The following is a 26,996-nucleotide window of genomic DNA, read 5'->3' on the forward strand; positions in this document are numbered from 1 at the left end:
CCGACGTTGACGTTCCATTCGACACCTCCGGGCTCAACGAGCCTACTACAGGTGTCCACTCATTCGGAGGAGGTTCATGGGATTTAGGACAAGGCCGATCGGCGCGCAGCGGGAGACACGCCGACGCGAGCAACGTACGCATACGACAAAGACCGGCTCATCGACGCATGGCAAACGCTCGCTATCTGGCACGTGCTCGTAAGCCCAAGAACGAGAGCGGGCGAAAGTCGCTCAAGGCACCGGCGTCTGCTAGAGCATCGTAGAAGCCTATTCAGCCACTGATTATTTGCGTCGACTTTTCATTTAATATTAAAACTCGGGCGACGGACCTTAAATTGCCCAACGTTAGGCAACCAAGGTCGCAGCCAGAACCAATTCTCAACAAACTTCGAGACGACTCAAGAAGAAGAAGAAACCGGTTAGGGGATTCTATTCGATGCCGATAAAGAACATCGTAATACCGCTGGAAACTGAGTATCTTCAAGAGGCCGCGAACCGCCGCTGCGTCTCGCGGACCAGGCTTGTGCGACTTGTGATGGAGCGCGTTATCAAAGACGAATTGGTTCCATCTATTCTTGGCAGCGAGAGGCTGAACGAGCAGGAAGAACTTCAGCGGCGGTATCGCCGCTTTACAAACTCTTAAGCCGCTGCGTTTCTGCCCTGTCTTCCACTTGTCCGGTTACAGCGCCCCTCGAACGCAGCTTGATCGTGTCCCCCTAGGACCGATCGACATTCGGTTCCCAAGTGGCTTGATCGCTGATTCATAGAGTTCCGTGTTTGGACACGGAGCGGATGACGGCGGCGAAGCCATACGAGCTGACCGAGGCGCAATGGGCGAGGATCTCGCCGCTGCTGTTAGGGAAAGCCAGCGACCCGGGACGTACGGCTGCGGATAATCGTCTGTCGTCAACGGATGCCTGTGCGGTTTGCGGTCGGGCGCACACTGGTGCGACCTGCCGGAGCGGTACGGTAAGTGGAAAACGGTGCATCAGCGCTTCAGCCGTTGGTACCATGCTGGGGTCTGGGAGCGCGTGTTCGCTGCTCTGGCCGCCGATCGCGACGACCAGTATCTGATGAACGACAGCACCAATGTTCGCCCCACCAGCGGGCGGCGAGCGGAAAAGTGGGGTCAAAGATCAGGCGCTGGGGCGTTCCCGAGGCGGACCGACCACCAAGATTCACATGCTGGCCGATGCGCTCGGCCGTCCACTCTGCTTCAACATCACCGTGGGCAGGTCAATGACATCACCCAGGCGCCCGCCCTGCTCAATGGCCAGAGCGGCGATGCAGTGCTCGCCGACAAAGCTTATGACAGCAACGCCGTGCGTACGATCATCGCGGAAAGCGGCGCAACGGCGGTGATTCCATCAAACCGCATCCGCAGGATCATCATTCCGCACGACGCCGACGCCTACAAACAGCGCAACCGCATCGAGCGCTGCTTTTGCCAGCTCAAACACTTCCGACGCTTCGCAATCCGTTATGACAGGCGAACTGCCAACCTTACCGGCTTTATCCATCTTGCAGCCGCAATGATCTGGATGCAATGAATGTCGATCGGTCCTAGCGTGGTTTTTGGCGGTGGGTCACCGCGTTCTCCAGCGAGAGCCGGGCAGGTCAGCTGCCGATAGCCTGAAGGTTGACGGTCGGATCATCGCTCAATGGCGTGATAAGTTTCCAGCGTCGTGTGATGGGCCGCTCGATTTCCCACTCATCGTTCTGTTCGAGCTCGATTCGATGATGCGGACGATGGCATCCTCCTCGGAGAGAGGTCGACCATTTCGGTCCGCCGCTTGAAGCGTTCCATCGAGGTGGAGTGCAGTTTGGTTGGATGCTGCGGCGGGAACGTCATGTAGGCGAGCACGTCGGTCTCGGCCTTGTCGAGGAAGCAAGCCAACTTCGACAGCTTGGGGCGGGCTGATCTGCGAGCTTTCGCGATTGGCTTCTTGCAGCCTCGGCATTTCCTGGGGGACGGCGGTGTGTCGCGCGGCGATCAGGATGGAAGGCAGCGTCAATGAAGGCGGAGACGACTCGGCGGCCACTCTTGCCGGCATGCGCCAGCGCGTTGCGCATGAAGTCAACGCGGCAGCGCTGCCAACTGACGTTAAGCACCTTGGCCACGTGGCCTTGATGCCTTCGTGGGCGTCAGACACACCAGCTTGACGCCGCGCAGGCCGTGGCAGGCGATCTTGCGCAGCACCGCCGTCCAGAATATCTCGGCCTCGGAGGGACCGATGTCCATCCCGATCAATTGGCTCCGGCCGTCGCTGTGACGCGACTGTGACGATCACCGTGACAAATACGATGCTGCCATTCTGAGCGCGCCTTCGCATAGGTCGGTTCGATCCACAGATCCGGCCACTCACCTTCGCTCGGACGGCGAGGAAGGTCTTCACTTTGTCATCGATTTCGCTACAGAGCCGGCTGACCTGGCTCTTGGAGATGCCAGTCATGCCCATGGCCTGCACCAGATCGGCCACTGAACGGTCGAGACGCATTACACATAAGCCTCCTGCGCCACGGCGGGGAGCGCCTTATCGGCCATACGGCGCGGCTCAAGGAAACCTGGGAAGGAGCAACATCTGCGAGCTTGGGAATGCGCAGCTCGACCCCGCCGGCGCGGGTCTCAGATCCGATCGCGGTAACCGTTGCGCTGCGCCAGGCATTAGGCGTTCTTCTCGCCTTAGGTGGCCCTGGTCCGGCCTTCGACTTCCAGCTCTATCCGGCGCTGCGCGGCAAAGCCGATCCTCTCGCGCAATGCATCGGCGTCCGGGTCTTCTCTAGGAGCGAGCCTAGGTTATCATATCGCCGGTCATCGGTGGTCCCTCGGTGCGTTGGCATGTCGCAAACCGATCCTGCCGGAGAGCTGCCGGTGATCACCGCAAAGCCGCCCGCCGTCTAAAGCGCTATTGGAGGCGCGCATCCGGGCCGCTTTGGTCTACTGAACTAAACCACCTCGGGAGACACGACCCGCCGCTTGACCATAATCTTTGCCCATTTTGGTAATTCGCACGGCACTAACGCGATCAGCAACTACAACGGGCAGGCGCATTTAAACCCGTCTTGCCAACTTCCTCTTTCTCATCCTACGATTTTCGCGTAAGTGCATCATCTGTATCCATGCTTGAGAAAGAGCCGTAGTATTCGCCTGCCCACGTCGGGAAAAGGATCCGGGATGCCTTTGAGCAAATTCGTTTCGCCGCAACATTCTGGAAGAATAGGTCTTATAGCCCTCCTCTCTTTCTTGGGATCTGAGACGCCGACAATGGCTCAAGCAACAGCCTGCGATAGTAACGCAATACCGTCTACTTTTTTGTCCGCCCTTTCCTCCGCGACCGCAGGACAGACAATTTGCCTTGGCCCTGGAGACTACGGCACATGGAGCGGCACCAATAAAGAAATCACGGTACGCGCCGCTTTAGGAGTTACACCGACGATGCGAATTAGTTTTGGTTCGGGCGCTCGTGGCTTTACGCTTGAAGGCATGACTGGAATGGGCGGAGCCGTTTCCGGAACTGCCGCATATATTACCATCAGCAACTCGCAGTTTACGAGCGAAATCGCCATAACAAGTAGCGGCGCGGGCATTATATTTGATGGCAATACGCACAATAATATCAGCGGCTACTCAACGGCGGCCAGATTTTATGCGGAGGGACCCGTCACCATCAAGAACTCCCATTTCGAAAGCGGCGGATCCGACGGTGTCCGCATTGCCACCTACGCGACGGTCAGTGTTCTGAACAATACCTTCCTAAACATAGACGAGGACGACTCCGGAAATCATACCGATATGATTCAATGGTACGGTGGTGGAAATGCCATCGTCCGAGGAAACCTCTTTAAGCAAACGTTCGTCGGCCCGACCCAGGTAATGGGAGCCTACGATCGCACGAGCGGAAATCTGATCGAGGATAATGTTGTTGACGTTTTCGGCCGTAACTGGGGTATTGAACTGTATTCGGATAACGGTTCGATTATACGGCATAATACAATCGTCTATCACCCTGGACCACCCTGCTTCTACAACATACCGTGCGGCTTCATAGAACTCTCGCGAAAGCAAACCGATCCGGTCGGCGTAAATACGCAAATTTACGACAACATTGCTACGGAGGTCTCAATCGGCAACGGGTCGAGCACCTTTCGTCGCGATCATAATATGGTGCGGCGGAGCGCGCGAGCGGGTGATTTTCTTGGCAGCCCTACTTTCGTCGGCGGCGCCAATCCGAAGACTTACTCAGACTACGCACTCGCGGACGGTTCGCCCGGTAAAGGCGCAGCATCCGATGGACGTGACGTCGGCATTCGCGCCGGTTCACCATTGCACTGACATAGGTCCCTGCATTCGCTTCGAAGGCTGCCTTAGTGCCGGGGCTCGTCTGCATCGGCGAGCACCGGCTGCGAACTCAACCTCGATCGTACCGCAGGACCCGGAGGGCGCCGTCGACGGCTGCCGGTCGGACGCAATGGAGACGGCCGCAAAACCGACTTCGTCATCCGGCCGCTGCATCAGACCAGACGCGAAGCCGAGGACGCCTGTGCGCGCCTGCCGCCGCGAGGCCGCGACCAGATTGCGGTGAACATCATGTCGCCGGGCAACCTCGACGACACTGGCCCCAGCCGCCAGACTCTCCTCCACGATCCGAAGCTTCTCGGCAGCGGTCCACCGCAGTCGTTCCGGACCGGATAGAACCGTTATCGCTGTCACGTTTGCTCATTTGTTTGCAAATTAATGAGCAAAGCATCTCATGCTTGAGCACGATCCGGAAAGGCGGCCCTCACCGGCTTTCAATTACCCACAAATTCTCCTCCGACCATGACACCTAGCGCTATGTCGTGAGACATGACAGCCCGCGCCACATGACGGTATTGCCAGGTGGCGGATCGCTGGCGCGGGCGAGATAACCGCCGAGCCGGGCGACCTTAATCAGATAGTGCGACAGCGTTTTCCGTCTTGCTTTTGGTCTGCCGTTCACGAGGCGATCGAGCACGCCGATTTCCGTCGCGGTCAACGCGAGGGTTGGCGGTGCGTCTGGAGCCGATCGGTTGAGCATCGTCATCCAAAAGACCCGCCAACTCAGGATGCAAAAGAGCGAGATCAGATTGGTCAGACGCTGGGCGGTCCCGAGCTTTGACTCCTCAGCTTTGCAGCCTGATTTGAGGATCTTGTGGAACACCTCGATCTTCCATCTCAAAGCATACCATTCGAGCTTCTCAATGCCGTCGGTGCGGGAGCTAACAGGCAGATTTGTGATCAGCTTCCACTCGATTTTCTTTCTATTCCTCGGCGTCATGCGCTCTTCGGCATGGATCACCGTCAAAGGTCAGCGCGGGATAGCGCTTCTGCTTTCCGAGCGGCAGCAGGACGCGAAGCTTGCGATATTTGATCTCGAGGGCGGCTTCATCGGGATCACGGCAGACGCAAGTTCTTCGATCTGGCACGGCTCAGCAAGGCGCCAATCGCGGCCGAGGCGGTCAAGCGCGTCGATGTCCTCTTCGCCATCGAGCGCGAGATCAACGGACTTCCTGCGCAAGAGCGTCTGCGTGTTCGCCAGGAGCGTAGTCGCCCCCTGATCGGCGAGTTGGAGGTGTGGTTGCACGAGCAGCGCGCCCAGCTCTCCAGGAACAACGACACGACCAAGGCAATCAATTACTGCCTCAGCCGCTGGGACGCATTTAGCCGCTTCCTTGATGACGGACGGCTTTGCATGTCGAACAATGCTGCTGACCGTGAGCTACGGGCGGTCGCCATCGGACGAAAAAATTGGACCTCGCCGGGTCCGATGAGGGCGGCCAGCGTGCTGCTGCGGTCTACGGCCTCATCGCCACCGCAAAGCTCAACGACGTCGACCCGCAGGCTTGGCTTGCCAACGTGCTGGCGCGCCTACCGGATCACTCTGCCAAGCGCATTGACGAACTGCTGCCCTGGGATTGGCAGCCTCAAAGCGTCGGCCACGCAGCTTGAGCACAATCAGCCTTCCCGAAAGCGCCCTCCCCGGGGCCTTCGCCGGATGCATACACAGATTCTAACTGTGGCTTCGTCTTAAGGTTCACGAGCACATCCGGCGCTGACGCGCGCAGCACATTCAGTGATGAGGAACGCCTCCTATGGGACCGCACTTCCGTCGGGCTTTGAGCGTGAGATGGCTTGCTCCCCCAATCGGCAAGCATGATGACGGTCGGTTCGTACCCCGTTGCACGCAGGTAACGCGCAATCGCCGTGACTAAGCAATCGATTGCCTGTTGATGCTTGCATCGATGACAGCAGCAACATCGTTAAGAGATGCGTGACTATTGACAAGGCCAACGTGGGTGCCGGCGAAAGTAGCATGTTCCGCGTCTTCGACCATTGGACGCCAGAGTTCTATTGGGCTGCAGCCATAGTCGTCGTGATTTTCAGCATCGAAGCAGATAATCTTCCCAGCATAGTATCTTGGTTCAAATTGACTCATTACTTGTTTACAATGTTGCTCACGCGTCATTGGCGACGAACCCGGTAACTTCAGTGATAGTCCTGTCTGCCGGCTCAATAAGCGACGCAGAAGGCCCCAAGAACGATTTGTCAGCACCTGAACTATTTCCCCAAGCGGCAACTGATGCATACTTGCAAGATACCGGCAGATCAGTTTTAGCTGCGATCTGAGGAAAATTCGCTTCGGCCAAGAACGCTGGTCGAAAAATGTGTCGATCAGACCAAGTAATGCCGTGCTGTCGTTTGCATCCTTGAATAATCGGGCGACCTCAAAAGCGACCAATCCGCCAAACGAGTAACCCACAAGGTAGTACGGGCCGAGGGGCTGCACTTTGCGGATGGCCGCGTGCGCTCGTATAGCCATATCCTGCATCGTCAAAGGGAGTCGGCCCTGCGAGTCGGGCCTGCAGAAATCCACCCCAATCACTGGCCTCCCGCTTCGAATACGCGTGGCCAGTTGCGACAAACCCAGCGGATCGCCATCCCCGCCAGAAAAGAGGAAGAGTGGCGCCTCACGCGTGGCTCCCCTCTTCAACTCCATCAGCAGGTCGCCCTCGTCACTGATGATATTCATTGAAGTTCCGATGTAGCCGCATTTTACCGGCTCTCCTTTTACCGTACGCCGGCGCAAGCGAACGAGCATCCATGGCTACTACTCTATTGATCGTTTACTCCGCGCAAATCGAAACATCTTGTGAAGCAGACCACGTTGTTCCCGTTGATAATCATGTGCGATTTTCAAAAGTTCCGGCAAATTTGACGACTGGTCAATATTCAAGCCTTTTAACTCGAGATCAGCGAAGTGGGGAAAAAGTACGATTGGATGCTCTCCGAGCGACAGCTCATGACCTGTGGACAATGGTAGTCCTTTCAATCTCGCCACAAGGGCGCTTACAGGCGCGGCGCCGTCATGGACGGAGAGATGGCACGTCTGGGTCGCTCTCGGATTAAAATCAATCAAATGTACCTGATCCGAAGAGTCCAAAATGAAATCGAACCCGCATAGTCCGGAAACGCCCAATGCGCCTACCATCCGTTCGACAGCCTCCGACATCCCAGCGTGTGATATCGCGCGGACTACGGTGGCGGGCCCCGTGTTATCCTTCGAGCAGATAACTTCCACGCAGGTTTGAGAGAGAACGGCACCCCTCCAGCACGCGGCCGCCGAATTCACCCGCTTGCCCTCAACGTACATTTGAACGCTCAATTGCGGTCGGTTCCGACGCAAAAACGGGACAAAGAGATTTGGATCATTGTCGATGAGCAGACGCTTGAGCGCGCGCAGTATGCCGTTATAGGCATTGAGCCTGACAAACGCGCCGTCCGCGTCTAATCTCGTTCGCGCAATAGCAACGCCAAGTCCGCCGAAGCTTCCGTCAGTCTTCAGTACGGCGGGCAGACCGATATACTTTAACTGGTCATTGAGCTCGTTTCGGCTCGCAACGTTCACCGTCTTCGGAGTGCGCACGCCAGTCTCGTTTGCCACTGAGGCGACTCCCGCACGTGAAAAGAATATAGGGAAGTTCGCCGGCTCTCCTAAAGATCGTGCAATCAACAGCCTTAGTTCGTCGTCATCACGATTGCTACTTTGCTGTAGGCAAAGCTGGTGAAGTTGTGCAGCAGCGGTATCATCAGCCGGAATGACGATATCTGGCTTTGACGCCATGATTGCTTCGCGGAAGCCATTCAATGGGTTCAAGGCATTGTGGCGGTGGATCCTGGAGACGAATTCGACCCGCGCAAGCGAGTGACCGCGGGGACAAAGTCCGTCCACAACGCCGCCAGCGTCCGACAACGCCAAAGCCAGTCGAGTCGTTGTTGGCCAACAATAAGCTGTAGCCAGTAGAATTTTTGGTTTTGTACTGCCCACGAGTTGCTTGCCCTGAACAGAAGCTATCCTCACGCACTCAGCTTCACAGCGCTGGATGATCGGCTAAGAACTGGGATCAGGCGCTGGCAGGAGAACTTTGCCCCAAGGGCGAAGCGCATCAATGGTCCAAAGCTGTTGGCTGCGATCGGCCCTGTGAAAAAAAGCCCTTTGATCGACGACTCGAAACGGCGCGTTAAGACTGGCGAGTAGTCGACGTGCTCTAGCCTGGCAGCCAACGATTGATCCAAGTAATCAAGTCGTCTGAAATCTATTCGATAGCCGGTTGCTGCAACTACGTGGTCGGCCCGCAACTGTGTTGTCGTATCATTGGATCGATCGCGCAACTTCAAGCTCACCGACTGGTCTTCGAATGCAGCGGAGAGAAGTTCCTGGCCGCTCAGCACTGGTACCCGGCCGATGACGAGTTTTTTCATAGGCCATCCCGCATGAGGGCCAAGGTGATTGCGAACAAACGAATGCCTGAGCTTTTGGGGCAGACTGTGGAAGAGGAGCGGGGCATCGGTACAGAATCGAGACTTCAGACCTGGCCCTAAGCCCGAGCTTGGATGCCTGACGCGTTGCCACAACGTTCTATGAGGTGTTGGCGGATCAGAAAATTTCAATTGATCTCGTCGGCATATAATCTGGACGTCGCAACCGCGGCTCCTGAGCAAAGCGGCGAGATCAATCGCGGAAGCCCCGCCGCCCAGAACTACTACACGGCGGCCCAACAGAGCGGTGAGATCGTGGTGATCATAGCTATGCGAATAGCACTCAGGTGGGAGAGAGAGAAGTTGTTTCGGTATGTGCCGAAAGTGCTGAACGCCGGTGGCGACTACGACCCTGCGAGCCCGCACCGGTTCGCCATTGTCGAGTTCCAGAAGAAATCCATCGTCAGATCGCCCCAATGACCTAACCAGGGACTTCTCCAGATTTGGGACAAAGCGCTCCGCAAATGCGAGACCATAATTCACAAACGTATCGAGACGAACAGGAATGCGGTCATCGCCGTAAGCTATCGAGTTCTCCTGACAGTACCGTGCAAGCGGAAAGCGAACATCGGGATCGTAGAGGTTTGAGGCAAAGCCGTCGGATTTCAGTAACATGCCTTCCGGCATGTGGTTTTGCCAGAGATCCATTGGTCGTCCAAAAATTCGAAAATCGTGGTTACTCGCTCGGAGATGTGCTCCGAGGGCTAGGCCGTAAGGACCGGCACCTAAAACGGCAATCTGAGTGTCCATAAAATTGCTACCAGAGAGGAAAAGGATTTAATTAGGAAGTTTATTTAAACAGATTTATTATATAAATCCATAGCTAGATGCTGGAAAATGTTGTTCCGATCGATAAATTGCAAAAATGTAGTCTGAAGGAAGTCCTCAATTTGTTTTCAACATATCGCCTGGCGCGGCTTACAGTTATGATACGCTGGTGACTCATTGCTAGACGCGGACTCAAGGCAACCACAGCCTGATTGACGTACGTTGAACAAAACGAGGTAGTTGGCGGCTAACCCGTCGTAACGCATCGCCACGGACGGCATTGTTGATCTTGTTGAAGAAGCGCTCCACGACGGCTGCGGACGCGGTAGCTGAAGCAGATCGGATCGCTGCGATCGCTTTTGGCGGGATGTTGGGCCCCGCTCCTTTTTCATGGCAATCTCTCTGATCCAGTCGGCGTGATAGCCACGGCCGGCAAGCAGTATCGAAGCGGAATTCAGACGAGAAAGAAGTTTTCCGGCAAGTTTAGCGTCGTGGGTCTCGCCGACGCTTAACGTCAACCGCACCGGGAGACCATTGCTATTGCCAACCGCGAGAATTTTGCTCGTCAAGCCGCCGCGTGGCCTTCTATCGATTGGTGCTGGCTCCTGGTCATGCAGGCTCCATGCTGATGCACGCGGACAATCGAGAAGTGTCGATCATTTGGACAGGCGGCATCGTGCGCAGTCGCAAGCTTTTCTATGATGCGCCCCCAGCGCTGGCCCGCCGTGCCGATCGAAGCCAAAGGTTCGGTGATCATGGGCTGCTTTCCGGATACTGCAGGGTCGTCTTTGCAGACTATCGCCGCGAGAGAACTAGCCGGTCTAGCCCGTTGGCAGGCCTCAGGCCCATTCCCTGCTAAAACACGCCTGCGGTGGAGCGCGGCCGAGATACGGTTCGGCCGAAGCCGCTGTGGCCTCCTTCACAACATCTGATCACGATCCTGCTAAGACGCTTTTGCGCCTTTTTTTTGAGCGACGATAACTGATCTGTGTCATAGCGACCCCGCAATTCAGCGATTGTCATTGGATCCGCACCGCCTCGTGCCACCGTCTCGGGAAGTTCCTCGAAATAGCGCTCGTGGCCGGGCGAAGACATGGTCACGGGCAAAAGTGTCGGACACGTTGGCTATGTGGTGTTGCACGCCGGGCGGCAAGAACTCGTGCTGGGACTGGCATCGACGCGTATGCGATAGAGGCCGACCCGAGCGAGCCGAACACGACCTAGGTGACCGCCGCCGGCAATGCAGGCCCCCGGCGCCGGAGAAAGGCGACATCTCGGGCCGCGATCCGGAAGATCATTGAACGGGAAACCCCCAGGACCGATCTGCCTACCGACGTCGCAGAGGCCGTCGTGTTCGTCGAGAGCGGCTACAACCGGCTACGATCGGCAGAGTCGGCGAAATCGGCCTCAGGCAGGTGCGGCCGGAAACCGCCGCGAGGCTCGGCTTCCGTGGCAAAACCGCCGAGCTCGCGGAGCCCGATGTCAACATCCGCTAGAGGGTACTTTATCTGACCCGTGCTTGACATCTGGCTGGCAGAGACCTCAGCCGCGTCCCGATGAATGCCGGGCGACCATGGCAAGGAGACCATGTCTGCGCGATCGCCTTCTCGCTATGCACACGGCAGCGCCAACCAAGGCTGCCGCGGTTTCGGTTTCACCGCCCACGCCGATAGTCGTGCCGACGGCACTGGCGACGAAATCGACATGCATTCAATACGCAACGGTATGGTCAAAGGACGCATATGCGCGCCACCGTCAGGGCATGGCAGCACCAAGCCGGGCGTATTGGACCGCGCATGAGAGCCGGATCAGCCTCATCAAAGCGCGCATCGAGGCCAAATGGAAACGAGGCATCGCTCTGAAGCAATCGTTCGCCATCAGACGGGCAGCGCGAGGTCTGATGAATCCTTCGAAGCCGGTCGAGACACCATCGCTGCCCGGACACTTGATCATTGGATCAACAGACATTGCCCGATCCTGCACTCGAATAAGGCCATGCAAGTTTTTTTGAGAGTTTTGATCGAAATCTTCGCGGTCACCGCCGTGGCCTGTCCGCCTTCATCGCCTTCCGGCTCGTCGTCGGCTTCAGCGGGCTGACCCGGACGGCGCCACGGCACTATCCGGCCAGACTCATTGCCTAAAGCCGCTCGCTGAGCGCGAGCTTGTGGCCGACGCCGGTGACGGTCGCGATCACGGGCGTGCCGCTGCCGACGAGCTTGCGGCACAGCCGTGCCACTAGCGCATCGACGGTGCGGATGTCGACCTCGGCCTGACGGTTGCTGACGACCTCGATCAGATAGTCGCGGCTGAGCGGCCGTCCGTTGGCGCCGACCAGCGCCGCGAGCAGGTCGAATTCGGCGCGCGTCAGCGCCACCGGCTTGCCGTCGCTGCCGAGCAATTCGCGCCGGGTCAGGTCGGCGATCCAGTCGCCGAAGGCGATCGAATTGTGGTTGCGCGCCGCCTTGCGGTCGAGCGAGCGCCGCCGCAGCACGCTGCGAGCGCGCGCGAGCAGATCGCGCAGATTGATCGGCTTGGTGACGTAGTGGTCGCCGGCGATCTCGAGACCGAGGATGCGATCGACGTCGGTGTCGCGGCGCGTCACGAAGATGATGCCCGCGTTGCTAGTGGCCTGGATCTCCTTGGCGAGCTCGAAGCCGTCACCGTCGGGCAGTTGCACGTCGAGGAAGATGAGATCGGTGCGCGCGCGCAATGCCTGGCGGCACTCTGCGCAGGAGCTGGCGCCGATCACGTCGAAATTGTTCTCGCTGAAATAGCCGACCAGCATAGTCCGCGTCACCGGATCGTCCTCGAGGACGATCAGTCGCTCGCGGCCGGCGGGACGCAACTCCTTGAGTGCGGAATCAGCCACGGTCTTGGGTGTCCTATGTGCCTGGGATCCGACCCCGAAATCCAAAACACTGCGCGACGCGCTGTCATGTGAACGGACATTCACGACTTGTTCGAGCCCCCGAAATTGCCTGGTGGAATATTAGGCGCGTTGTGATGCGCAAACAACATTGGTCATGTTCTCGAGGGACTAAATATAAATTGGCCCACAATTCTCATTGTGCGCATCATAATGCGGGACGGCCCTGCAGAAGGCTTTGCGTCGGCCCGTGGCCGCCGCTCCCGCACATTCGGCTTTAGACTCTACCGGCGGTTAACGCAAAAAAGCCTTCGGCTCCGGAAAGTCGATCCGCGCCTCTATGGTCCCGCCTGCACAATGCGAAACACGGAGCAGGCGTGATGCAGGGGGGCAGGCCCGGTTGGCTGCCGGTCGAAGAGAGCAAGGCGCAGCGCCGTTCGGCCGTTCGCACACACTCGATGTCCTGCGCGGCCTCGCCATCGCCGGCGCGACGGCCATCCACGTCTCGCAATCATTTCCGTCGAATATCCACGCCGTCGACTACGCGTTCATGTGCGGCTGGACCGGCGTCAATGTATTCTACTTCGTCAGCCATGACGATGTTCGCAGCGTGTCGAAACCAGTCCGACGCGCAAATTCTATATCCGCCGTGCCTTGCGCATCGCGCCACTGTTCTAGCTCGCGATCCCGGTCTACCTCGTCATCAACGGCACCGGACGGAGCGACAATGCGCCCAACGGTATCGGGCCCGTTCAAGTGATCCTGACCGCGACGTTCCTGCGCGGCTTCTGGCCAGACAGCGTCAACAGCGTCGTGCCCGGCGACTGGTCGATCGCAGCCGAGATGACCTTCTATCTCGTCTTCCCGCTTCTGGTCACCGCGTTAGGCTCGCGCCGCCATCTGTATGTTGCGCTCGCGATCGCGCTGCATCTCGTCAACGACTGCCTGTTGAAGCCGTGGGCCTTCGCGCTGTTCTCCGCCCATTACGGGCCCGGCCACGAGGCATTCGTCTGGACCACGCTGCACATCAGCTTTCTGAGCCAGTTGCCGGTCTTCCTCGTCGGATGCGCGCTGTTCTTCTCGCTGCGCGACGCATTTGCCAAGTCGCTGCGGTCTATGCGGTCTTGATCGCGCTGCCTTTGTCGCCAACCGCGTCACCGGCTCGCACGAATTCAACTATCTGATGATCAACCTCGGCGCGCTGGTTGCCGGTTTCATCAAGCTTGCAATCCGCTTTCAGCCGCTCCAAGCGCTCGGCCGTAATTCCTATTCGTACCTATCCCTCTTCGCTGTGATCTAAGGCCTGCGTCAGCTCTGGCCGCTCGCCGATGGACTGGTCTCACCGCTCATCGCCTTTGTCGTCACTGCTGCGCTGAGCTATCTCGTCGCACGCGCAACATGGCATCTGGTCGAACGGCGCGCACAGGACCTGGCGCACCGCCTGACATCCGCGGGATCGGACCGGTCGACCCTCCGGCCCACCATCGCCGCCACCGCGGCCGGCATGCGCTGAACGTCCCCGCTTCGTTACCTTCTGCCCCGATACGGCTTGCTTCATTACCGCCTTAAACTTTACTGTGGAGACTCCTCACTTGGAGTGGACACCATGGAGGTCATACTGCTCGGCACCGGCGGTCCGCGCCCGGACCCGCGCCGCATGGCAACGACCACGCTGATCAGGCTCGGCGACGAGAACATCCTGTTCGACGCAGGCCGCGGCGTGATGGTGCAGCTCAGCAAGGCCGGCGTTCCGCTTGGCGCCATCGACACGGTTCTTCTTACGCACCACCATTTCGACCACATCGGCGACCTCTACGTAATTCATGGATGCACGGACGCAACGGCGAGCTGCGCATCTATGGGCCACCGGATACCCAGCGGCTCGTCAACACGCTGATCACGCAGGTCTACGACAAGGACATCACCTGGCGGGACAAGGGCGAGCCAGCCTTCGGCCGCTGGAAACCCGTCGTCGCGACGGACATCATCCCGGGGCCCGTTCTCGACACCGGGCGCTGGAAGATCAGCGCCGAGCTTGTGTCGCATGGGCCATAGCAATTTCGGGCGACACGGTGCCCTGCCCCGGGCTTGAGCGGCTGGCTGAGGCGGCCGATTTGCTCGTCCAGTGCTGTTTCCTCGCAACGCCGGAGATCAACAACGAGCACCTCCGCCGTCTTGCGAAATTCACCATCGCCTGCGGCGACACCGTCGGCAAGGTTGCGGCCACGGCCGGCGTCAAGAAGCTCGCACTGACCCATCACCGGCCGGGCGCCGACGATGCCATGCTGAACGCGCTGCTTGCGGATATCAGGCAGGATTATGCGGGGCCGGTCGTGCTCGGCGAGGATCTCACGCGCATAGAAGTCTAGGCGCTAGACTAACGATAAATTGCCCTACGACTCAGGACGATCCGACCTCGATCCGGAACGACAGTCGCTCTTCCGCACCCCGCGCGATACGCATCAGGCCAGGCTTGTCCGCGAACTCACCATCGAAGCCGACGGGACTGGCATAGCCGCGCCAGGGCTCGATGCAGAGAAACGGTGCACCCGATGGTTTCAACCAGACGCCGAGCTCGCGAAAGCCGCGCCATGACATCTTCGGCCAGGCGCCGCTGGACGCAGCATAGCGGACCGCGTCGCTCTCGATCCAATCGAAGATGATGGCGTCATCGGCGAACAGGGATTCGGACTCGGCGAGCTGCGTACCCTTGACCGGACCAGGCTCCGTGGACGCACGCAGCAGCCCGCCATCAAGACGGCGGACGCGAAAGGATTCCGTTTTCGCAAAGGTCAGCGCGTTATCCCCTTTCGCACTTTCGGATTGGAGCGGCCAGTTGAAGGCCGGATGGCTGCCGATCGAAGCCGGCAATGTCTCCTTGCCGGTGTTGACGATCGTGAGCGTCAGAGCGAGGCCGGCGGCGTCGAGCGCAAAGATCGCTGTCAGATGGAACGCGAACGGATAGAGCGCGCGGGTCGCCTCGCTGTCTTCGAGCACCAGCGTGCAGCGGCTCTGGCCGCGCTTCTCCCATGCAAAGCGGCGGTCGCGCGCAAAGCCGTGCTGGGTCATCCCGTATGTCTTGCCCCGGTGCCGCAATTCGTCCCCGGCAAGACCCCACGATCGGAAACAGCAACGGCGCGTGGCGCGGCCATTCCAGGCCGGCCTGCCAGACGAATTCGGTGAAATCGTCCTTCAACGAGCACAGCTCGGCGCCGCGCGCTTTGATGGTCGCGGTGAGGGAGCCGCTGCGAAGGGAGTGGGTATCGTCACTCAGGGCCGTCATCCACACTGCGACCTCTCACGCAGCAAGGCAGCCTCAGCCATGCAGGCGGAGCGTCTCCGCCGTGCAGCGGTTGGTCATATTTCTGTACCTAACGGTTGCTCCTTTGCGGCTCATCCCCCGCCTGCTTGCCGCAAGTCGGCCCGGGCGCCGATCAACCAGCATGGTAGCCAATTGAAATTCTTCATCAACGGCCGCTTTTTGTCGCAAAAGCTCACCGGCGTTCAGCGTTATGCCGCCGAGATCGTCAAGGCGATCGACGTGCTCTTGGCGTCGGAGCAAACGCCCGCCTCGCTGCGGAACGCAGAGTGGCAGTTGCTGACGCCCGTGGATGCAAGCGAGCAGCTTCAGCTGGAGCAAATCAAGATTCGCGCCGTCGGCCGCTTGCGCGGGCACGCCTGGGATCAAATCGACCTGGCGCGCGCCGCTGCCGGAGGCCGCTTGATCAGTCTCGCCAATTCCGGCCCGGTGTTCCATCGCGACCACCTTGTCGTGATCCACGACGCACAAGTCTTTCGCAGGCCCGACTTCTTCAACTGGCGCTATCTGGCGGTTCATCGAACCATGGGCCGGCTGCTCGCCCGGCACGCAAGCATCGCAACCGTATCGGGCTTTTCGCGCAAAGAGCTTGCCGAGGTGCTGAATCTGTCGGCAACCGCGATGCCGGTCTTTCCCAATAGCGCGGAACACTTCGCCAGGACAAAGCCGGATCCCGACATCATTGCCCGTCTCGGGATTCAGCCGCAGCAATTTTTCCTCTATGTCGGCTCCAGGACCAAGAACAAGAATCTTTCCGTCGCGATCCGGGCCATCGAGCTGCTCGACAGGACTGACGTTCCACTGGTCATCGTCGGCGGCGACAACAGCAAGGTCTTCCAAGACAATTCGAACGACCGGGTTTCCGGCCTGTTGCTGGCCGGGCGTCTGACGGACAGCGAGATCGCAGCGCTCTACGCGCATGCATCGGCATTCGTATTTCCGTCGCTCTATGAAGGCTTCGGCGTGCCACCGCTCGAAGCCATGATCTTCGGTTGCCCGGTCATCGCCTCGACAGCCGAAGCGGTCGTTGAGACGTGCGCCGACGCGGCTGCGTATTTTGACGCCAATGATGCCGAAGCATTGAAGCAACTCATGCTCGAAAGATTGGCAATCGGCGCCATCTCCGATCAGGAACGCCAGCGGCAGCAGGAACGCGTTGCGTTCTTTTCGTGGCAGAAGTCGGCGAAGTCGTTACTCGATCATCTTGCACCACCGGCAAACATTGCCAGCGCTGCTTGAAGTTCGATGCAGTTCGCTCATTGCGCGCATCGGTTTTCGCACAAACAATTTGCAACTGGCTGGAACGCGCGCACATGCGCATGGTTCCGCCAAACCTTTCTGTTCTTCGAGTGACAATCGTGCGCGCAAAGAGCTTGGCGCAACATCACCACATCGCTGCCCCAATATCGCTACGGATTCGAGGAACTGTGTTTCGCACTAGCGAACTCGGAGCAGGGACTCACGATGTCCGGCTCTCTAACGCGGTCCTACGGAAGGCAAACGATGAAAGTGTTGCACATCGCCGAGACGATCCGTGGCGGGATTGCGAGCTACCTGAACGAGTTGCACCCACAGCAACAGGCGAGCTTCGGCACCGGGAACGTGCATTACGTCGTGCCGTCGGATCATCGTCGCGATCTTCCAGCGATCGATGACAACCAGATTACGACGTTCGAACGCTCCGGCCGCGGCGTTGCCGGACTGTTCCAGATGTTGCGCGCAAGCATGCAAGCGCTGGATGCCTTCCGTCCGGACGTCGTCCACCTGCATTCCTCGTTTGCCGGCCTCGTGCTGCGCCCGGCGCTGGCGGCCCGCTCGGACGGTCCGCGCGTCGTCTATTGCCCGCACGGCTGGGCGTTTTCACGCGAGACCGGCCGCCTCAGTCATCTCGTGACGAAGGCGGCGGAGAACCTCCTTGCGCGCACGTCGGACCGAATCATCTGCATCTCCGGCGACGAGTTCAACGAAGCCGTCCGCGCCGGGATTCCCGCCGAGCGCCTCACCCTCGTGCACAATGGCATCTCGAAGAGCCGCACACCGCAGCCTGTCGCGGCCGACTGGACGTCCAAGAAGGTCAAGGTCCTGTTCATCGGACGCCTGGACCGCCAGAAGGGCTTCGACCTCCTGATCGAAGCGGCACGCTCGCTCGAGGATGTGCTTGATATCCGCATGATCGGCGCCTCCGTCGTCAACAAATACGAAGGCCCGAGCGTCCCGTCCAACGTGTCCCTGCTGGGCTGGCTCGACCGGCCGACCATCGAGACCCAGCTCGAGGCCGCCGACCTCGTCGTGATCCCGTCACGATGGGAAGCCTTCGGCCTCGTTGCGCTCGAGGCGATGCGCGCGGCCAAACCCATCTTGGCATTCCGCAGCGGAGCATTGCCCGAGATCGTCGTCGATGGCGTGACCGGCGTGCTTTGCGAGCCCGTTGCGGTCCAGCCGCTCGTCGAAGGCTTCCGCCGAGCACTCGATCTCGATCTTAAGGTGCTGGGACAGCGCGGCTACGACCGGTTCAAGCAGTTTTACGACGCCCAGAAGACGCATGGGCAATTGCAGCAGGTCTATGCCGAGCTCCTGCAGGACGATCGGGCACCGGTCGACGCGAAGGCGGGGCTGCAATCGGACCTCTCCAAGAATTTCTGATGGCTCCGCTCCCACGCACCTTGGTTCGCGGCGGCCTGCGCCTCGCGGGCCTCATCGCATCCATTTTTCTACCGGTCTCTGCCTGCGCACAGCAGGCTCAACCGCTCGATGCCCGATTCCTGCTGGGGGTCGGCACCCATCAGGGGCTGGGTGGCCCGGTGAGCGCGCGCGGATACGTGCCTTCGGAGAACGTCGCGCAGATCAAGCAACTCGGCCTCAATGCCTTCCGCGATGATTTTCCCTGGTCCGATTTCGAGGTCGGGGGACGCCGGATGGGCTTCACGCCCAGGCTCGGCAGGCTCGAAGCGCAGGTCAGGTCCGGCGTCGCGCGCCCCCTCCTGATCCTGGCCTTCGGTCATCATCTGGTTCCGAATTCCTCGCCGCCGACCACCGATGAAGCGCGGCAGCGGTTCGCAGACTATGCCGCGGCGGCGGCGCAATCGGTCGTGGCGCAGCACCCGGTCTTCGAGCTCTGGAACGAATGGAATCTGGCGGCGAAGAAGGATCCGGCGTTCTCGCCGGAGAACTACCTGGCGCTCGCGCAAGTCGCGCGACCGGCGGTGAAGCGGGTTGCACCGAATGCACCTTTCCTGGTCGGAGCGCTCGGCGACGATCCGGGCTGGACATGGACGGAGAAGATGCTGCGGACCGGCATCCTTCAATATGCCGACGGCGCTTCGATCCATCTCTACAATTTCTGCATGGGCCCGAGCAAACGCACCTCGGCCGAGATCATCGACCGGCTCACGGCGTTTCACCGTCTCGTCGCCCAGGTCAGCGGAAACCCCGACTTCCCGATCTATGTCACGGAGACGGGCTGGACCACGGCCAGCAACAAATGCGGCGTCAGCGAGCAGGCCCAGGCCGACAATACCGCGCAGCTGATCCTGTGGGCGTCCACCGCGACGCGCTGGTTCAAGGGCATGTGGCTCTACGAGCTCAAGGACAGTGGAAAGAACCCGTCGGAGCTGGAGGATAATTTCGGACTCTATCGTTTCGACAATTCGCCCAAGCCCGTCGCCTGCGCGGTCGAGGGGGCCTGGGCTTTCATTCGCCTCACCCTGAGTGCCGAGCGACGCGAACTCGCCAATGGCGTCGTGTCGATCAATGCATCGACGAATTCCGGCAGCAGAATTGCAGTCTGGTCCGAGGCCCCGGACCGGCGTTACGAAATCCGGCTCAAGGGCGATCAACAGGGCGCAAGCTTTGCGATGCCGTGCGATCAGGCGGCAAAGCCTGCATCCGGGGTCTGGATCCCCGTCTCGAGCACACCGGTCCTGATTGCAGCCAATGACAGTGCCGTTCCCGCCCTGGAGATAAGGCCGGCGCGGTAGACGCGATTTTGCAGACATGAGGTTGACGCGATGAAAGTTCTTTTGACGTCCACGCTTTATCCGACGCCTCAGGCCCCAAAGATCGTCGGCGGCGCCGAGATCTTCGCCCGACGCTTCGCCGAAGGGCTGGTGCAGCGCGGTGACGAGGTGGAAGTGATCCGGGCCGCATCCACGCCCGGGCAAGCTCCGGAAAACTGCGACGGCATCAACGTCCATTCCGCGCCGGTGCGGAACGTGTACCTGCCCTTCACGGAGCAGAAAAACGTCGCATTGCGCAGCATCTGGCACGCGGTCGACGACTGGCAGATGCAGGCCCCCCTGATCGCGGAACGCATCCGGGCCTTCAAGCCGGACGTGCTGCACTCCAACAATCTGTCGGGTCTCACCACCGCGGTCTGGCGCGTTGCCGCCCAGCTCGGGGTTCCCGTGCTCCACACGCTTCACGACTATTACCTGACCTGTCCGCGCTGCTCGCGCTTCGAGAACGGACGGTCCTGCGAGCACACCTGCACGAGCTGCGGAATCCTGAGCTTTCATCGCAAGCGGGCCACGCATTGGCTCAGTGCCGTGGTCGGCGTGAGCGAGCGCGTCCTGTCGATTCATACCGACATGGGCATGTTCTCGGAGACGCCGATCCGCACCGTGATCCGCAACGCCTCGACCGAGCCGCCGCGCGAGCCCTATCCGCGTCCGGTCTGCACCACGGAGGTGACGTTCGGATTCATCGGCCGCCTCACGGAGGAAAAGGGCATCGACAATTTGATGCGGGCGCTGGCCATGCTGCCCCGGGACCGCATCCGCATGATGATCGCCGGCCGCGTCAGCGACGAGGAGCAACGGCGCCTCAGGGCGCTCGCGCCGAACGCGCGCATCGAGTTCATGGGCTTCGTGGTGCCGGACGAATTCTACAAGCAGGTGGACGTGGTGGTCGCGCCCTCCATCTGGCACGACCCTGGCCCGCTCGTCGTCGCCGATGCCAAGGCGGCCGGCAGGCCGCTGCTGGGAACGCGCTTCGGCGGCATGCCCGAGGTCATCGAGCACGGAGTGACCGGCTGGCTGACCGAAGCCGATCCGCAATCCCTCGCCAAAAGCATGCTCGCGGTCGCAGCAGATCCGCACAAGATCGACGAGATCAGCCGGCTGCTCATCGCCGATACCAACAAGTGGATATTCTCCGACGTGCTGTCTTCATACAAGAGCTTGTATGAGCAACTGCGCGAGCAGCGAATGTCGCGCGTGCGTGCTGTAACGTCCGACGCGCCACAAGGGCGGTCCGTCGGCAAGGAGCGCCTCATTCCGAGATGACACGCCTCCTCGCGATGGCGGGCTATGTCTATCAAAGCGCCGCGGCGATCATCCTGATCTTCGCGATCAGCCATCTGCTGCCCGCCGCCGACTACACCAACTTTTCGCTGGCGCTGGCCTCGAGCCAATTGCTCTGCATCCTGATGTTCGAGTGGCTGCAGCTGGCCGGACTGCGGTTTCTGGCGGCAGCCAGGGAGAACGAGGCGGCGCGGCTGAGGTGGTCGCTGTTTACAGCGGGCCTGTCGAGCGCGGCCGCGCTCGTTGTGGTCGGAAGCTGCGCGTCCCTGGCGAGCGCGCTCCCGGCAGGAATCATCGCGTTGGGCCTGGGCATATCCGTGCTTCAGGGCCTGGCGGATCTCTACTTCCTGTCGGTCCGTCTGTCCGACCGGCTCGGCGTCGCCTCCTCCCTCCTTGCGCTGCGTGCCACCGCGCTTCTGGCGGGGGCTGCGGCGGGAGGCGTGATTTCAGGGACGGCTGAAGCCGCGCTGCTCGGGATTGCGTCGGGCCACTTGCTCGGCCTCGTCGCCGGGCTCGTCGCATACCGCACGCCGCTGGAGCGCGCCTCGTTGCAGGCGATGCTGGCTGACTGGAAGACTTTCGCCGGCTACGGCATGCTCGCGGCCGGCGCCTCCGTCATCCATTTGTCGGTGCCGATGCTGCTCCGTGTCATCATCATCGGCCGGCTGGGCGCGACGGGGGCAGGTGCCGGATTTTCGATGGCGCTCGACCTGTTGCAACGTCCGTTCTGGGTCCTCAACGCCGCGATCCACACCGTGAGCTATCCCGATGTCGTCAAGGACTTCGAACACGGGACCGTCATGAAGTCGGTTCAATCGGCCCGGCGGATGTTCGAATTCATGATCTGCACGACCCTCGTGCTGCTCGGCGGCCTGGTCGGATTCATTCCGGATGCGGCCCGTATCCTGGTGCCGCGGGAGAGCCTTGACGGGTTCCTGGCGACGGCACCCGCGGTGGCCGCCTTCTATTTCTTGCACACGCATCTCCAAGCGACCGTCGCAGTGGTTCCACACCTGGAGAAGCTCGCGACCCGGCTTGTGGTCGTCGCGGCCGGTCAGCTCGCGATCGTCGCGGCCGTCGCGCTGGCGGCGGTATGGGCCGGACTGTCGCCGCAGCAGGCCGTCGGCTGCGCTGCGCTCGCTAGCCTCGCCACGATCCTAGTCGCGCTTGGTCCGACCCTGCGGTTCGAGGCACTCCCGCGCTTGTCGTTGGTCATGCAGGCCCTTGCGGCCGCCATCCTGATCGGATCGCTCGCTGCGATGCCGACCGGGCCCGCGACATGGCTCGCCGGCAAGATCGTGATCGCCGCGACCGCGACGGCGGTCATCGGATGGCGCGGGGATTTTCTGTTGCTGACCCGCCGCGGTTAGTTCGTCGCATCCAAGTCTGCGACGCAGGTCGGGTTGCGGATCAACTTCAGCAACACGCACCTGCACCATCGTTGGGCATCCACAACCAAAACGAGTAAATTACAACATCTAACCGCTCATCGAAGCGGCATATGCGAACTTCGCATGCAAGAAAACGCATGAGTTGCCGAAGGCACGAAACGAAAGACACTCCGAACGGCGGACGAGCGGGCCGCGTCGCACCGTCGTACGAATTCACTCGCGAGAGTTGCGCATATATTCAGCACCGCAATTGGTGAAAATCACGAAAGCGCCCTCCTCACGTCATCCTGCCTCGGCATCTCATTCATATTCTGCTGCACAGAGATCGATTCTGTTCCTGCACAAGGAACCTCGTTTCCCTCGCGATTTGTAGCTTCGATTTTTATCTGAAATTCATACTCGACAGAGAAGCTTGAACGCAATCCCTGCGAGCATTTTCGCTCGCGCTGAAATCGAGTGTGCAATGTCCGATCAAACCATCCTGTCCGCCAGCGGCTTCATCAACTCCATCGGCGTCAACACGCACGCCGGATTCGGCTGGACCGGCTACAACAATCTCGCGCTGATGGTCGATGACCTGAAGTATCTAGGCGTCACCCATCTACGCGACGCCATGGGGACCAGCCCGGCCGCGCAACCCGTCGTCGAGGGTCTGGCTGCTGCCGGCTACAAGTTCGATCTCCTGGTCTCGTCCGCCCTGCCCCAGACCGGCACAACCGGGCTGCAGAACTACATCGCCTCGCTCCAGAAGTTCGCTACGAGCCACCCGGGCAGCATCAGCGCCATCGAAGGGCTCAACGAGGCCAATCACCAGCCCTTCAGCTACAACGGCAGCTCGAGTCTCACCGCCGCGGCTCAGTTCCAGAGCGCGCTCTATCAGGCCGTCAACGCCAACGCCGCGCTCGGCAGCATCCCCGTGTACAATCTGTCACTGGCCTACAACGATCCGCAGGGCTACAGCCAGCTCGGCAACATGTCGGGCTCGGTCGACTACGCCAACGCCCACGCCTATGTCAGCACCAGCCTGACGTCCGGCAGCTCGATTTCGGCCACGCTGAGCGCCGTGATGGCCGCGGCACCGGGAAAACCGGTCGTCATCACCGAGACCGGCTACACCACGCAGGCCAACACCCAATATCTCGGCGTCAACGAGACGGTGCAGGCCAAATCGATCCTGAACACCCTGGTCGATGCCTACAAGGCTGGCGTCAGCGCGACTTATCTCTACGAGCTGCTCGACCGCGACTCCTCCGCCGGCAATACCAACCCCGAGGCCAATTTCGGACTGTTCAATTCCGACGGAACGCCGAAGCTCGCCGCCACGGCCATTCACAATTTGACGACCATTCTGGCCGACGACGGCAAGGGGAGCCTGCAGCCGACTGATCCACTGAACTACACCCTGAGCAACATGCCGGCCACCGGCAACAGCATGGTGCTCGGCAAGAGCAACGGCGCTTACGAGCTCGTCGTATGGGCGGAGCCGAAGCTCTGGAACGATCCCACCGATACCGAGGTCTCCAATCCGGCTCAGACGGTCACCGTGAACCTCGGCGGCGTGCATCATTCGGTCAAGGTGTACGACACGCTGACGGGAACCACTGCGATCGCCAGCTATACCGACGTCAGCACGATCACGATTCCGGTCAGCGATCACCCGCTGATCATCGAGATCGACGCCCCTCCGACCACCACGACTCCGCCGGACACGCGGACCAGCGTCAGCGGCACTGCTGCCGAGATCGTGCCGCAATTGTCCGACCTCAGCACGTCGACGGCGCTGAAGACCATCGCGCTGACCGACTCGCACGTCCTGCCGGTCGCCTCGAAGGCGACCATGGACTACATGATCGCCCATTACGGCGGCGCTCTCTCCAAGATCGAGGGGGGATATTCGTTCTCGGTGACGAATACGGCCGCGACCTGGAGCAGCACGAGGACCTACAATTCCAGCGGGACGCAGCTGTCGAAGTCGGACACCGGCCTGAATTCGAGCGGACAGCCGACCTCGACCACCGTCGCCTACACCGACGGTTCCAAGGACCTGATCAGCTACACCGGCGGCGTGAAGACGAAATTCGTTCACGTCGGCACCGACGCAACCAGGACCACCGACACCTACAACACCGCCGGAACCCTGCTGAGCGAAGTCGTCCAGAAGTCCGACGGCTATTACTCCACGACGCTCTACACGAACGGCGTAAAGATGGCCGCCTACGTCAAGAACGCGGACCGGTCACAGGACAACTATACTTACGGCATCACTGGCAAGAGCTTCACGACCCAGGTTCAGCACCTCAATGCATCCGGAAAGGTCACCTCGGTCACCCGCAGCCACGCCGACGGCTCGCTGGACTCGACGCAGGTCTACAACGCCGACGGCAGCAGCGTGATCACCACCTATAGCGCCACCGGCGTTAAGCTGGTCGAGACCGCCTATCACGCCGACCACAGCAAGGATGTCTGGACCTACAACATCACCGGCCAGACCTACGCGACCGAGCACGACGTCTACAACGCCACCGGTTTCCTCACCAGCCTGACGCGATTGCACAGCGACGGCAGCCTTGCCTTCAAGCTCACGCAGACGACCGACGGCACCAAAACGACGGATTGGTACAATGCCGCCGGCAGTCTCACCAGCGAGGTGGTCCAGAAGGCCGACGGCTTCTCCTCGACCACGCTCTACAGCAACGGTGTCAAGACCAACGCCTATGTGAAGAATGCCGACGGCAGCCAGGACAATACCGCCTACGGCATCACCGGCCAGAGCTACACCACGCTGATCCAGCACGTCGAACCCACGGGCAAGGTCACCGCCGTGACCCGCAAACATGCCGACGGCACGCTCGACTATACCCAGGTCATCAACCGCGACGGCGGCAGCGTCGTCATCAATTATGATGCCGCGGGATCGCGGACCAAGGAAACCGACTTCCATGCCGACGGCAGCAAGGACGTCTTCCTCTTCAACATCACCGGCCAGACCTACACGACCGAGCACGACATCTACGATGCGACCGGCTTCCTCACCACGCTGATACGCAAGCACGCCGACGGCAGCATGGCGTTCAAGCTGTTGCAGAGCGCCGATGGGACCAAGACCACGGACTGGTACGACGCCAGCGGCGTCCTCACCAGCGAGGTGCTCCAGAAGCCGAGCGGCTACAACGCGACCACGGTCTACACCAACGGCGTCAAGACGGCGGCTTACATCACCAACGCCGACATGAGTCACGACAATTACAGCTACAACATCACCGGGCAGAGCTATACCACGCAGTACCAGCACCTCGATCCATCCGGCCAGACCACCGAGGTGACCCGCTGGCATGCCGACAACTCGCTCGACTATACCCAGATCGTCCATAGCGACGGCAGCAGCGTGGTCACCAACTACGATGCATCAGGCGTCAAGAAGACGGAAACCGACTACCACGCCGACGGGTCGAAGGACGTCTTTCAGTTCAACGTCACCGGCCAGACCTACACGAACGAGCACGACAGCTACGATTCGACCGGCTTCCTCACCGATATCGTTCGTACCCACGCGGACAACAGCCTGGCCTTCACGCTGAAGCAGAGCGCCGACGGCACCATGACCTCCGACTGGTACGACGCCCACGGCGTCATCACCAGCGAGGTGACGACCAAGAGCGATGGTTACAGCTCCACGACCGTCTATAGCGGCGGCGTCAAAAGCGCTGCCTACATCAAGAACGCCGACGGCACGTCCGACAACTGGAACGACAACATCACCGGGCAGTCGTACACGACCCAGCATCAGCACCTCGATCCCTCCGGCAAGATGGTCGAGCTCACCCGGACCCACGCCGACGGGACTCTGGACTATACCCAGGTCATCCACGACGACGGCAGCAAGCTGACGGACATCTACAACAGCGCCGGCATTAAGACCCAGGAGATCGCCAACAACACCGACGGCTCCAAGGACGTCTTCCTGTTCAACTTCAACGGGCAGACCGGCACGACGCAGCACGAGAACTACAACTCCGCCAGCGCGCTGCAATTCTTCGATCAGAGCAAGGCCGACGGCACCCACAATGTCACGGCTGTCGCCGGCGGCGTGACGATCCAGGGCGGGGCCGGCAACGACGTGTTCTCGGCCGCGCCGAACTCGACCACCATCGCCTACGATCATGGCCAGGACCAGATCCTCAACTTCCAGGCCGGCGACGGCACGACGCACGACGTGGTCCAGATCTCGAAGCTGCTGGCCGCGGACTACGGTCACCTGCAGATTACGCAGTCCGGCACCAATGCACTGATCACGTTTTCGGACAGTGATTCGATCCTGCTGAAGAACGTCTATGTCTCCAGCCTGACGAGCCACGACTTCGTGTTCGTCTGAGCCGGGCGGACTGATTGCTGCATCAACGTCGAGCGGGGGGGGGGCCCCGAAAAAAGACGCCCCCCCCCGCGCGGGGGGGGGGGTGTAAAAAAGAGGTTTTTGGTGGGGATATATTTTTTTGAGAGCCCCAAAAACCGGTTGGTG

19 protein-coding genes and 4 pseudogenes are annotated in these 26,996 nt (G+C 60.3%); 13 read left to right on the plus strand and 10 right to left on the minus strand.

The features are described 5' to 3' along the window. Positions 1-926 precede the first annotated feature (926 nt). Positions 927-1,550 (plus strand): IS5 family transposase, encoded by a 624-nt coding sequence (locus AC0L21_RS29855; protein ID WP_473265210.1) that lies wholly within the window; start codon positions 927-929, stop codon positions 1,548-1,550. Positions 1,551-1,617: 67 nt separating this feature from the next. Here the strand turns inward: AC0L21_RS29855 and AC0L21_RS29860 are convergent. After that, positions 1,618-2,841, minus strand: a pseudogene (locus AC0L21_RS29860) (IS256 family transposase). Between the two features lie 424 nt (positions 2,842-3,265). Here AC0L21_RS29860 and AC0L21_RS29865 point away from each other — a divergent pair. Further along, positions 3,266-4,333 carry a right-handed parallel beta-helix repeat-containing protein gene (locus tag AC0L21_RS29865; protein ID WP_473265211.1) on the plus strand — a complete coding sequence of 356 codons (1,068 nt, stop codon included), beginning with the start codon at positions 3,266-3,268 and terminating at the stop codon, positions 4,331-4,333. Here AC0L21_RS29865 and AC0L21_RS29870 read toward each other — a convergent pair. Beyond that, positions 4,319-4,711 (minus strand): transposase, encoded by a 393-nt coding sequence (locus tag AC0L21_RS29870; protein WP_473265212.1) that lies wholly within the window; start codon positions 4,709-4,711, stop codon positions 4,319-4,321. The genes AC0L21_RS29865 and AC0L21_RS29870 overlap by 15 nt on opposite strands. Positions 4,712-4,832: 121 nt before the next feature. Then, positions 4,833-5,318: a hypothetical protein gene (locus AC0L21_RS29875; RefSeq protein WP_473265213.1), complete on the minus strand. Its 486-nt coding sequence runs from the start codon at positions 5,316-5,318 to the stop codon at positions 4,833-4,835. Between the two features lie 96 nt (positions 5,319-5,414). On the opposite strand from AC0L21_RS29875, the pseudogene tnpC reads away from it, so the two are divergent. Continuing rightward, positions 5,415-5,968 (plus strand): annotated as a pseudogene (gene tnpC / locus AC0L21_RS29880) (IS66 family transposase); the annotation flags it as partial. Between the two features lie 259 nt (positions 5,969-6,227). Here the strand turns inward: tnpC and AC0L21_RS29885 are convergent. The 5 genes and pseudogenes from AC0L21_RS29885 to AC0L21_RS29905 all read right to left on the minus strand — a co-directional run bounded on the left by AC0L21_RS29885 (position 6,228) and on the right by AC0L21_RS29905 (position 12,557). After that, the gene (locus AC0L21_RS29885; RefSeq protein WP_473265214.1) at positions 6,228-7,049 is read right to left on the minus strand and encodes a thioesterase domain-containing protein; all 822 of its coding nucleotides are present in this window, start codon (positions 7,047-7,049) and stop codon (positions 6,228-6,230) included. 78 nt (positions 7,050-7,127) lie between these two features. Next, positions 7,128-8,378, minus strand: a complete 1,251-nt coding sequence (locus tag AC0L21_RS29890; protein WP_473265215.1) for a hypothetical protein — start codon at positions 8,376-8,378, stop codon at positions 7,128-7,130. Then, complete coding sequence (locus tag AC0L21_RS29895) at positions 8,375-9,586, minus strand: NAD(P)-binding domain-containing protein (protein ID WP_473265216.1); 1,212 nt, start codon at positions 9,584-9,586, stop codon at positions 8,375-8,377. The genes AC0L21_RS29890 and AC0L21_RS29895 overlap by 4 nt, the downstream gene beginning before the upstream one ends. 210 nt (positions 9,587-9,796) lie before the next feature. Then, a pseudogene (locus AC0L21_RS29900) lies at positions 9,797-10,295 on the minus strand (transposase); the annotation flags it as partial. Positions 10,296-11,741: 1,446 nt separating this feature from the next. Then, positions 11,742-12,557: a response regulator gene (locus AC0L21_RS29905; protein WP_473265217.1), complete on the minus strand. Its 816-nt coding sequence runs from the start codon at positions 12,555-12,557 to the stop codon at positions 11,742-11,744. A 669-nt stretch (positions 12,558-13,226) separates the two neighbouring features. Between AC0L21_RS29905 and AC0L21_RS29910 the strand changes: the two genes are divergently transcribed. Further along, entirely contained in the window at positions 13,227-13,598 is a 372-nt protein-coding gene (locus AC0L21_RS29910) for a hypothetical protein (protein WP_473265218.1), read from the plus strand. Here AC0L21_RS29910 and AC0L21_RS29915 read toward each other — a convergent pair. Continuing rightward, positions 13,585-13,719, minus strand: a complete 135-nt coding sequence (locus AC0L21_RS29915) for a hypothetical protein (protein ID WP_473265219.1) — start codon at positions 13,717-13,719, stop codon at positions 13,585-13,587. The two genes, AC0L21_RS29910 and AC0L21_RS29915, sit on opposite strands and share 14 nt — an antisense overlap. Positions 13,720-14,127: 408 nt before the next feature. Between AC0L21_RS29915 and AC0L21_RS29920 the strand changes: the two genes are divergently transcribed. From AC0L21_RS29920 to AC0L21_RS29930, 3 genes are read left to right on the plus strand one after another with little or no spacing between them, the layout of a single operon-like run. Beyond that, entirely contained in the window at positions 14,128-14,367 is a 240-nt protein-coding gene (locus AC0L21_RS29920) for an MBL fold metallo-hydrolase (protein ID WP_473265291.1), read from the plus strand. Further along, a complete protein-coding gene (locus AC0L21_RS29925; protein ID WP_473265220.1) occupies positions 14,298-14,525 on the plus strand; it encodes a hypothetical protein in 228 nt (75 codons plus the stop codon). The genes AC0L21_RS29920 and AC0L21_RS29925 overlap by 70 nt, the downstream gene beginning before the upstream one ends. 17 nt (positions 14,526-14,542) lie before the next feature. Beyond that, positions 14,543-14,839 (plus strand): MBL fold metallo-hydrolase, encoded by a 297-nt coding sequence (locus AC0L21_RS29930; protein ID WP_473265221.1) that lies wholly within the window; start codon positions 14,543-14,545, stop codon positions 14,837-14,839. Positions 14,840-14,870: 31 nt separating this feature from the next. Here AC0L21_RS29930 and AC0L21_RS29935 read toward each other — a convergent pair. Next, a pseudogene (locus AC0L21_RS29935) lies at positions 14,871-15,696 on the minus strand (aldose 1-epimerase family protein). Between AC0L21_RS29935 and AC0L21_RS29940 the strand changes: the two are divergent. The 6 genes from AC0L21_RS29940 (at position 15,610) to AC0L21_RS29965 (ending at position 26,852) form a co-directional block, all read left to right on the plus strand. Then, a complete protein-coding gene (locus AC0L21_RS29940) occupies positions 15,610-17,028 on the plus strand; it encodes a glycosyltransferase family 4 protein (RefSeq protein WP_473265222.1) in 1,419 nt (472 codons plus the stop codon). The pseudogene AC0L21_RS29935 and the gene AC0L21_RS29940 sit on opposite strands and share 87 nt — an antisense overlap. Before the next feature lie 264 nt (positions 17,029-17,292). Further along, positions 17,293-18,432: a glycosyltransferase gene (locus AC0L21_RS29945; protein WP_473265223.1), complete on the plus strand. Its 1,140-nt coding sequence runs from the start codon at positions 17,293-17,295 to the stop codon at positions 18,430-18,432. Beyond that, the gene (locus tag AC0L21_RS29950; RefSeq protein ID WP_473265224.1) at positions 18,432-19,766 is read left to right on the plus strand and encodes a hypothetical protein; all 1,335 of its coding nucleotides are present in this window, start codon (positions 18,432-18,434) and stop codon (positions 19,764-19,766) included. The genes AC0L21_RS29945 and AC0L21_RS29950 overlap by 1 nt, the downstream gene beginning before the upstream one ends. Positions 19,767-19,796: 30 nt before the next feature. Further along, the gene (locus AC0L21_RS29955; RefSeq protein WP_473265225.1) at positions 19,797-21,071 is read left to right on the plus strand and encodes a glycosyltransferase family 4 protein; all 1,275 of its coding nucleotides are present in this window, start codon (positions 19,797-19,799) and stop codon (positions 21,069-21,071) included. Continuing rightward, complete coding sequence (locus AC0L21_RS29960) at positions 21,068-22,459, plus strand: hypothetical protein (RefSeq protein WP_473265226.1); 1,392 nt, start codon at positions 21,068-21,070, stop codon at positions 22,457-22,459. Before AC0L21_RS29955 ends, AC0L21_RS29960 begins: the two co-directional genes overlap by 4 nt. A gap of 484 nt (positions 22,460-22,943) precedes the next feature. Next, the gene (locus AC0L21_RS29965; RefSeq protein ID WP_473265227.1) at positions 22,944-26,852 is read left to right on the plus strand and encodes an RHS repeat protein; all 3,909 of its coding nucleotides are present in this window, start codon (positions 22,944-22,946) and stop codon (positions 26,850-26,852) included. Positions 26,853-26,996: the final 144 nt, after the last annotated feature.

It is taken from the genome of Bradyrhizobium sp. WSM4873 (assembly GCF_055811355.1).

Coding starts and splice junctions, on each gene's coding strand:
- AC0L21_RS29865 (WP_473265211.1), top strand. CDS start 3,266: ATGGCTCAAGCAACAGCCTGCGATAGTAACGCAATACCGTCTACTTTT.
- AC0L21_RS29885 (WP_473265214.1), bottom strand. CDS start 7,049: ATGAATATCATCAGTGACGAGGGCGACCTGCTGATGGAGTTGAAGAGG.
- AC0L21_RS29895 (WP_473265216.1), bottom strand. CDS start 9,586: ATGGACACTCAGATTGCCGTTTTAGGTGCCGGTCCTTACGGCCTAGCC.
- AC0L21_RS29920 (WP_473265291.1), top strand. CDS start 14,128: ATGGCAACGACCACGCTGATCAGGCTCGGCGACGAGAACATCCTGTTC.
- AC0L21_RS29925 (WP_473265220.1), top strand. CDS start 14,298: ATGCACGGACGCAACGGCGAGCTGCGCATCTATGGGCCACCGGATACC.
- AC0L21_RS29945 (WP_473265223.1), top strand. CDS start 17,293: ATGAAAGTGTTGCACATCGCCGAGACGATCCGTGGCGGGATTGCGAGC.
- AC0L21_RS29950 (WP_473265224.1), top strand. CDS start 18,432: ATGGCTCCGCTCCCACGCACCTTGGTTCGCGGCGGCCTGCGCCTCGCG.
- AC0L21_RS29955 (WP_473265225.1), top strand. CDS start 19,797: ATGAAAGTTCTTTTGACGTCCACGCTTTATCCGACGCCTCAGGCCCCA.
- AC0L21_RS29960 (WP_473265226.1), top strand. CDS start 21,068: ATGACACGCCTCCTCGCGATGGCGGGCTATGTCTATCAAAGCGCCGCG.
- AC0L21_RS29965 (WP_473265227.1), top strand. CDS start 22,944: ATGTCCGATCAAACCATCCTGTCCGCCAGCGGCTTCATCAACTCCATC.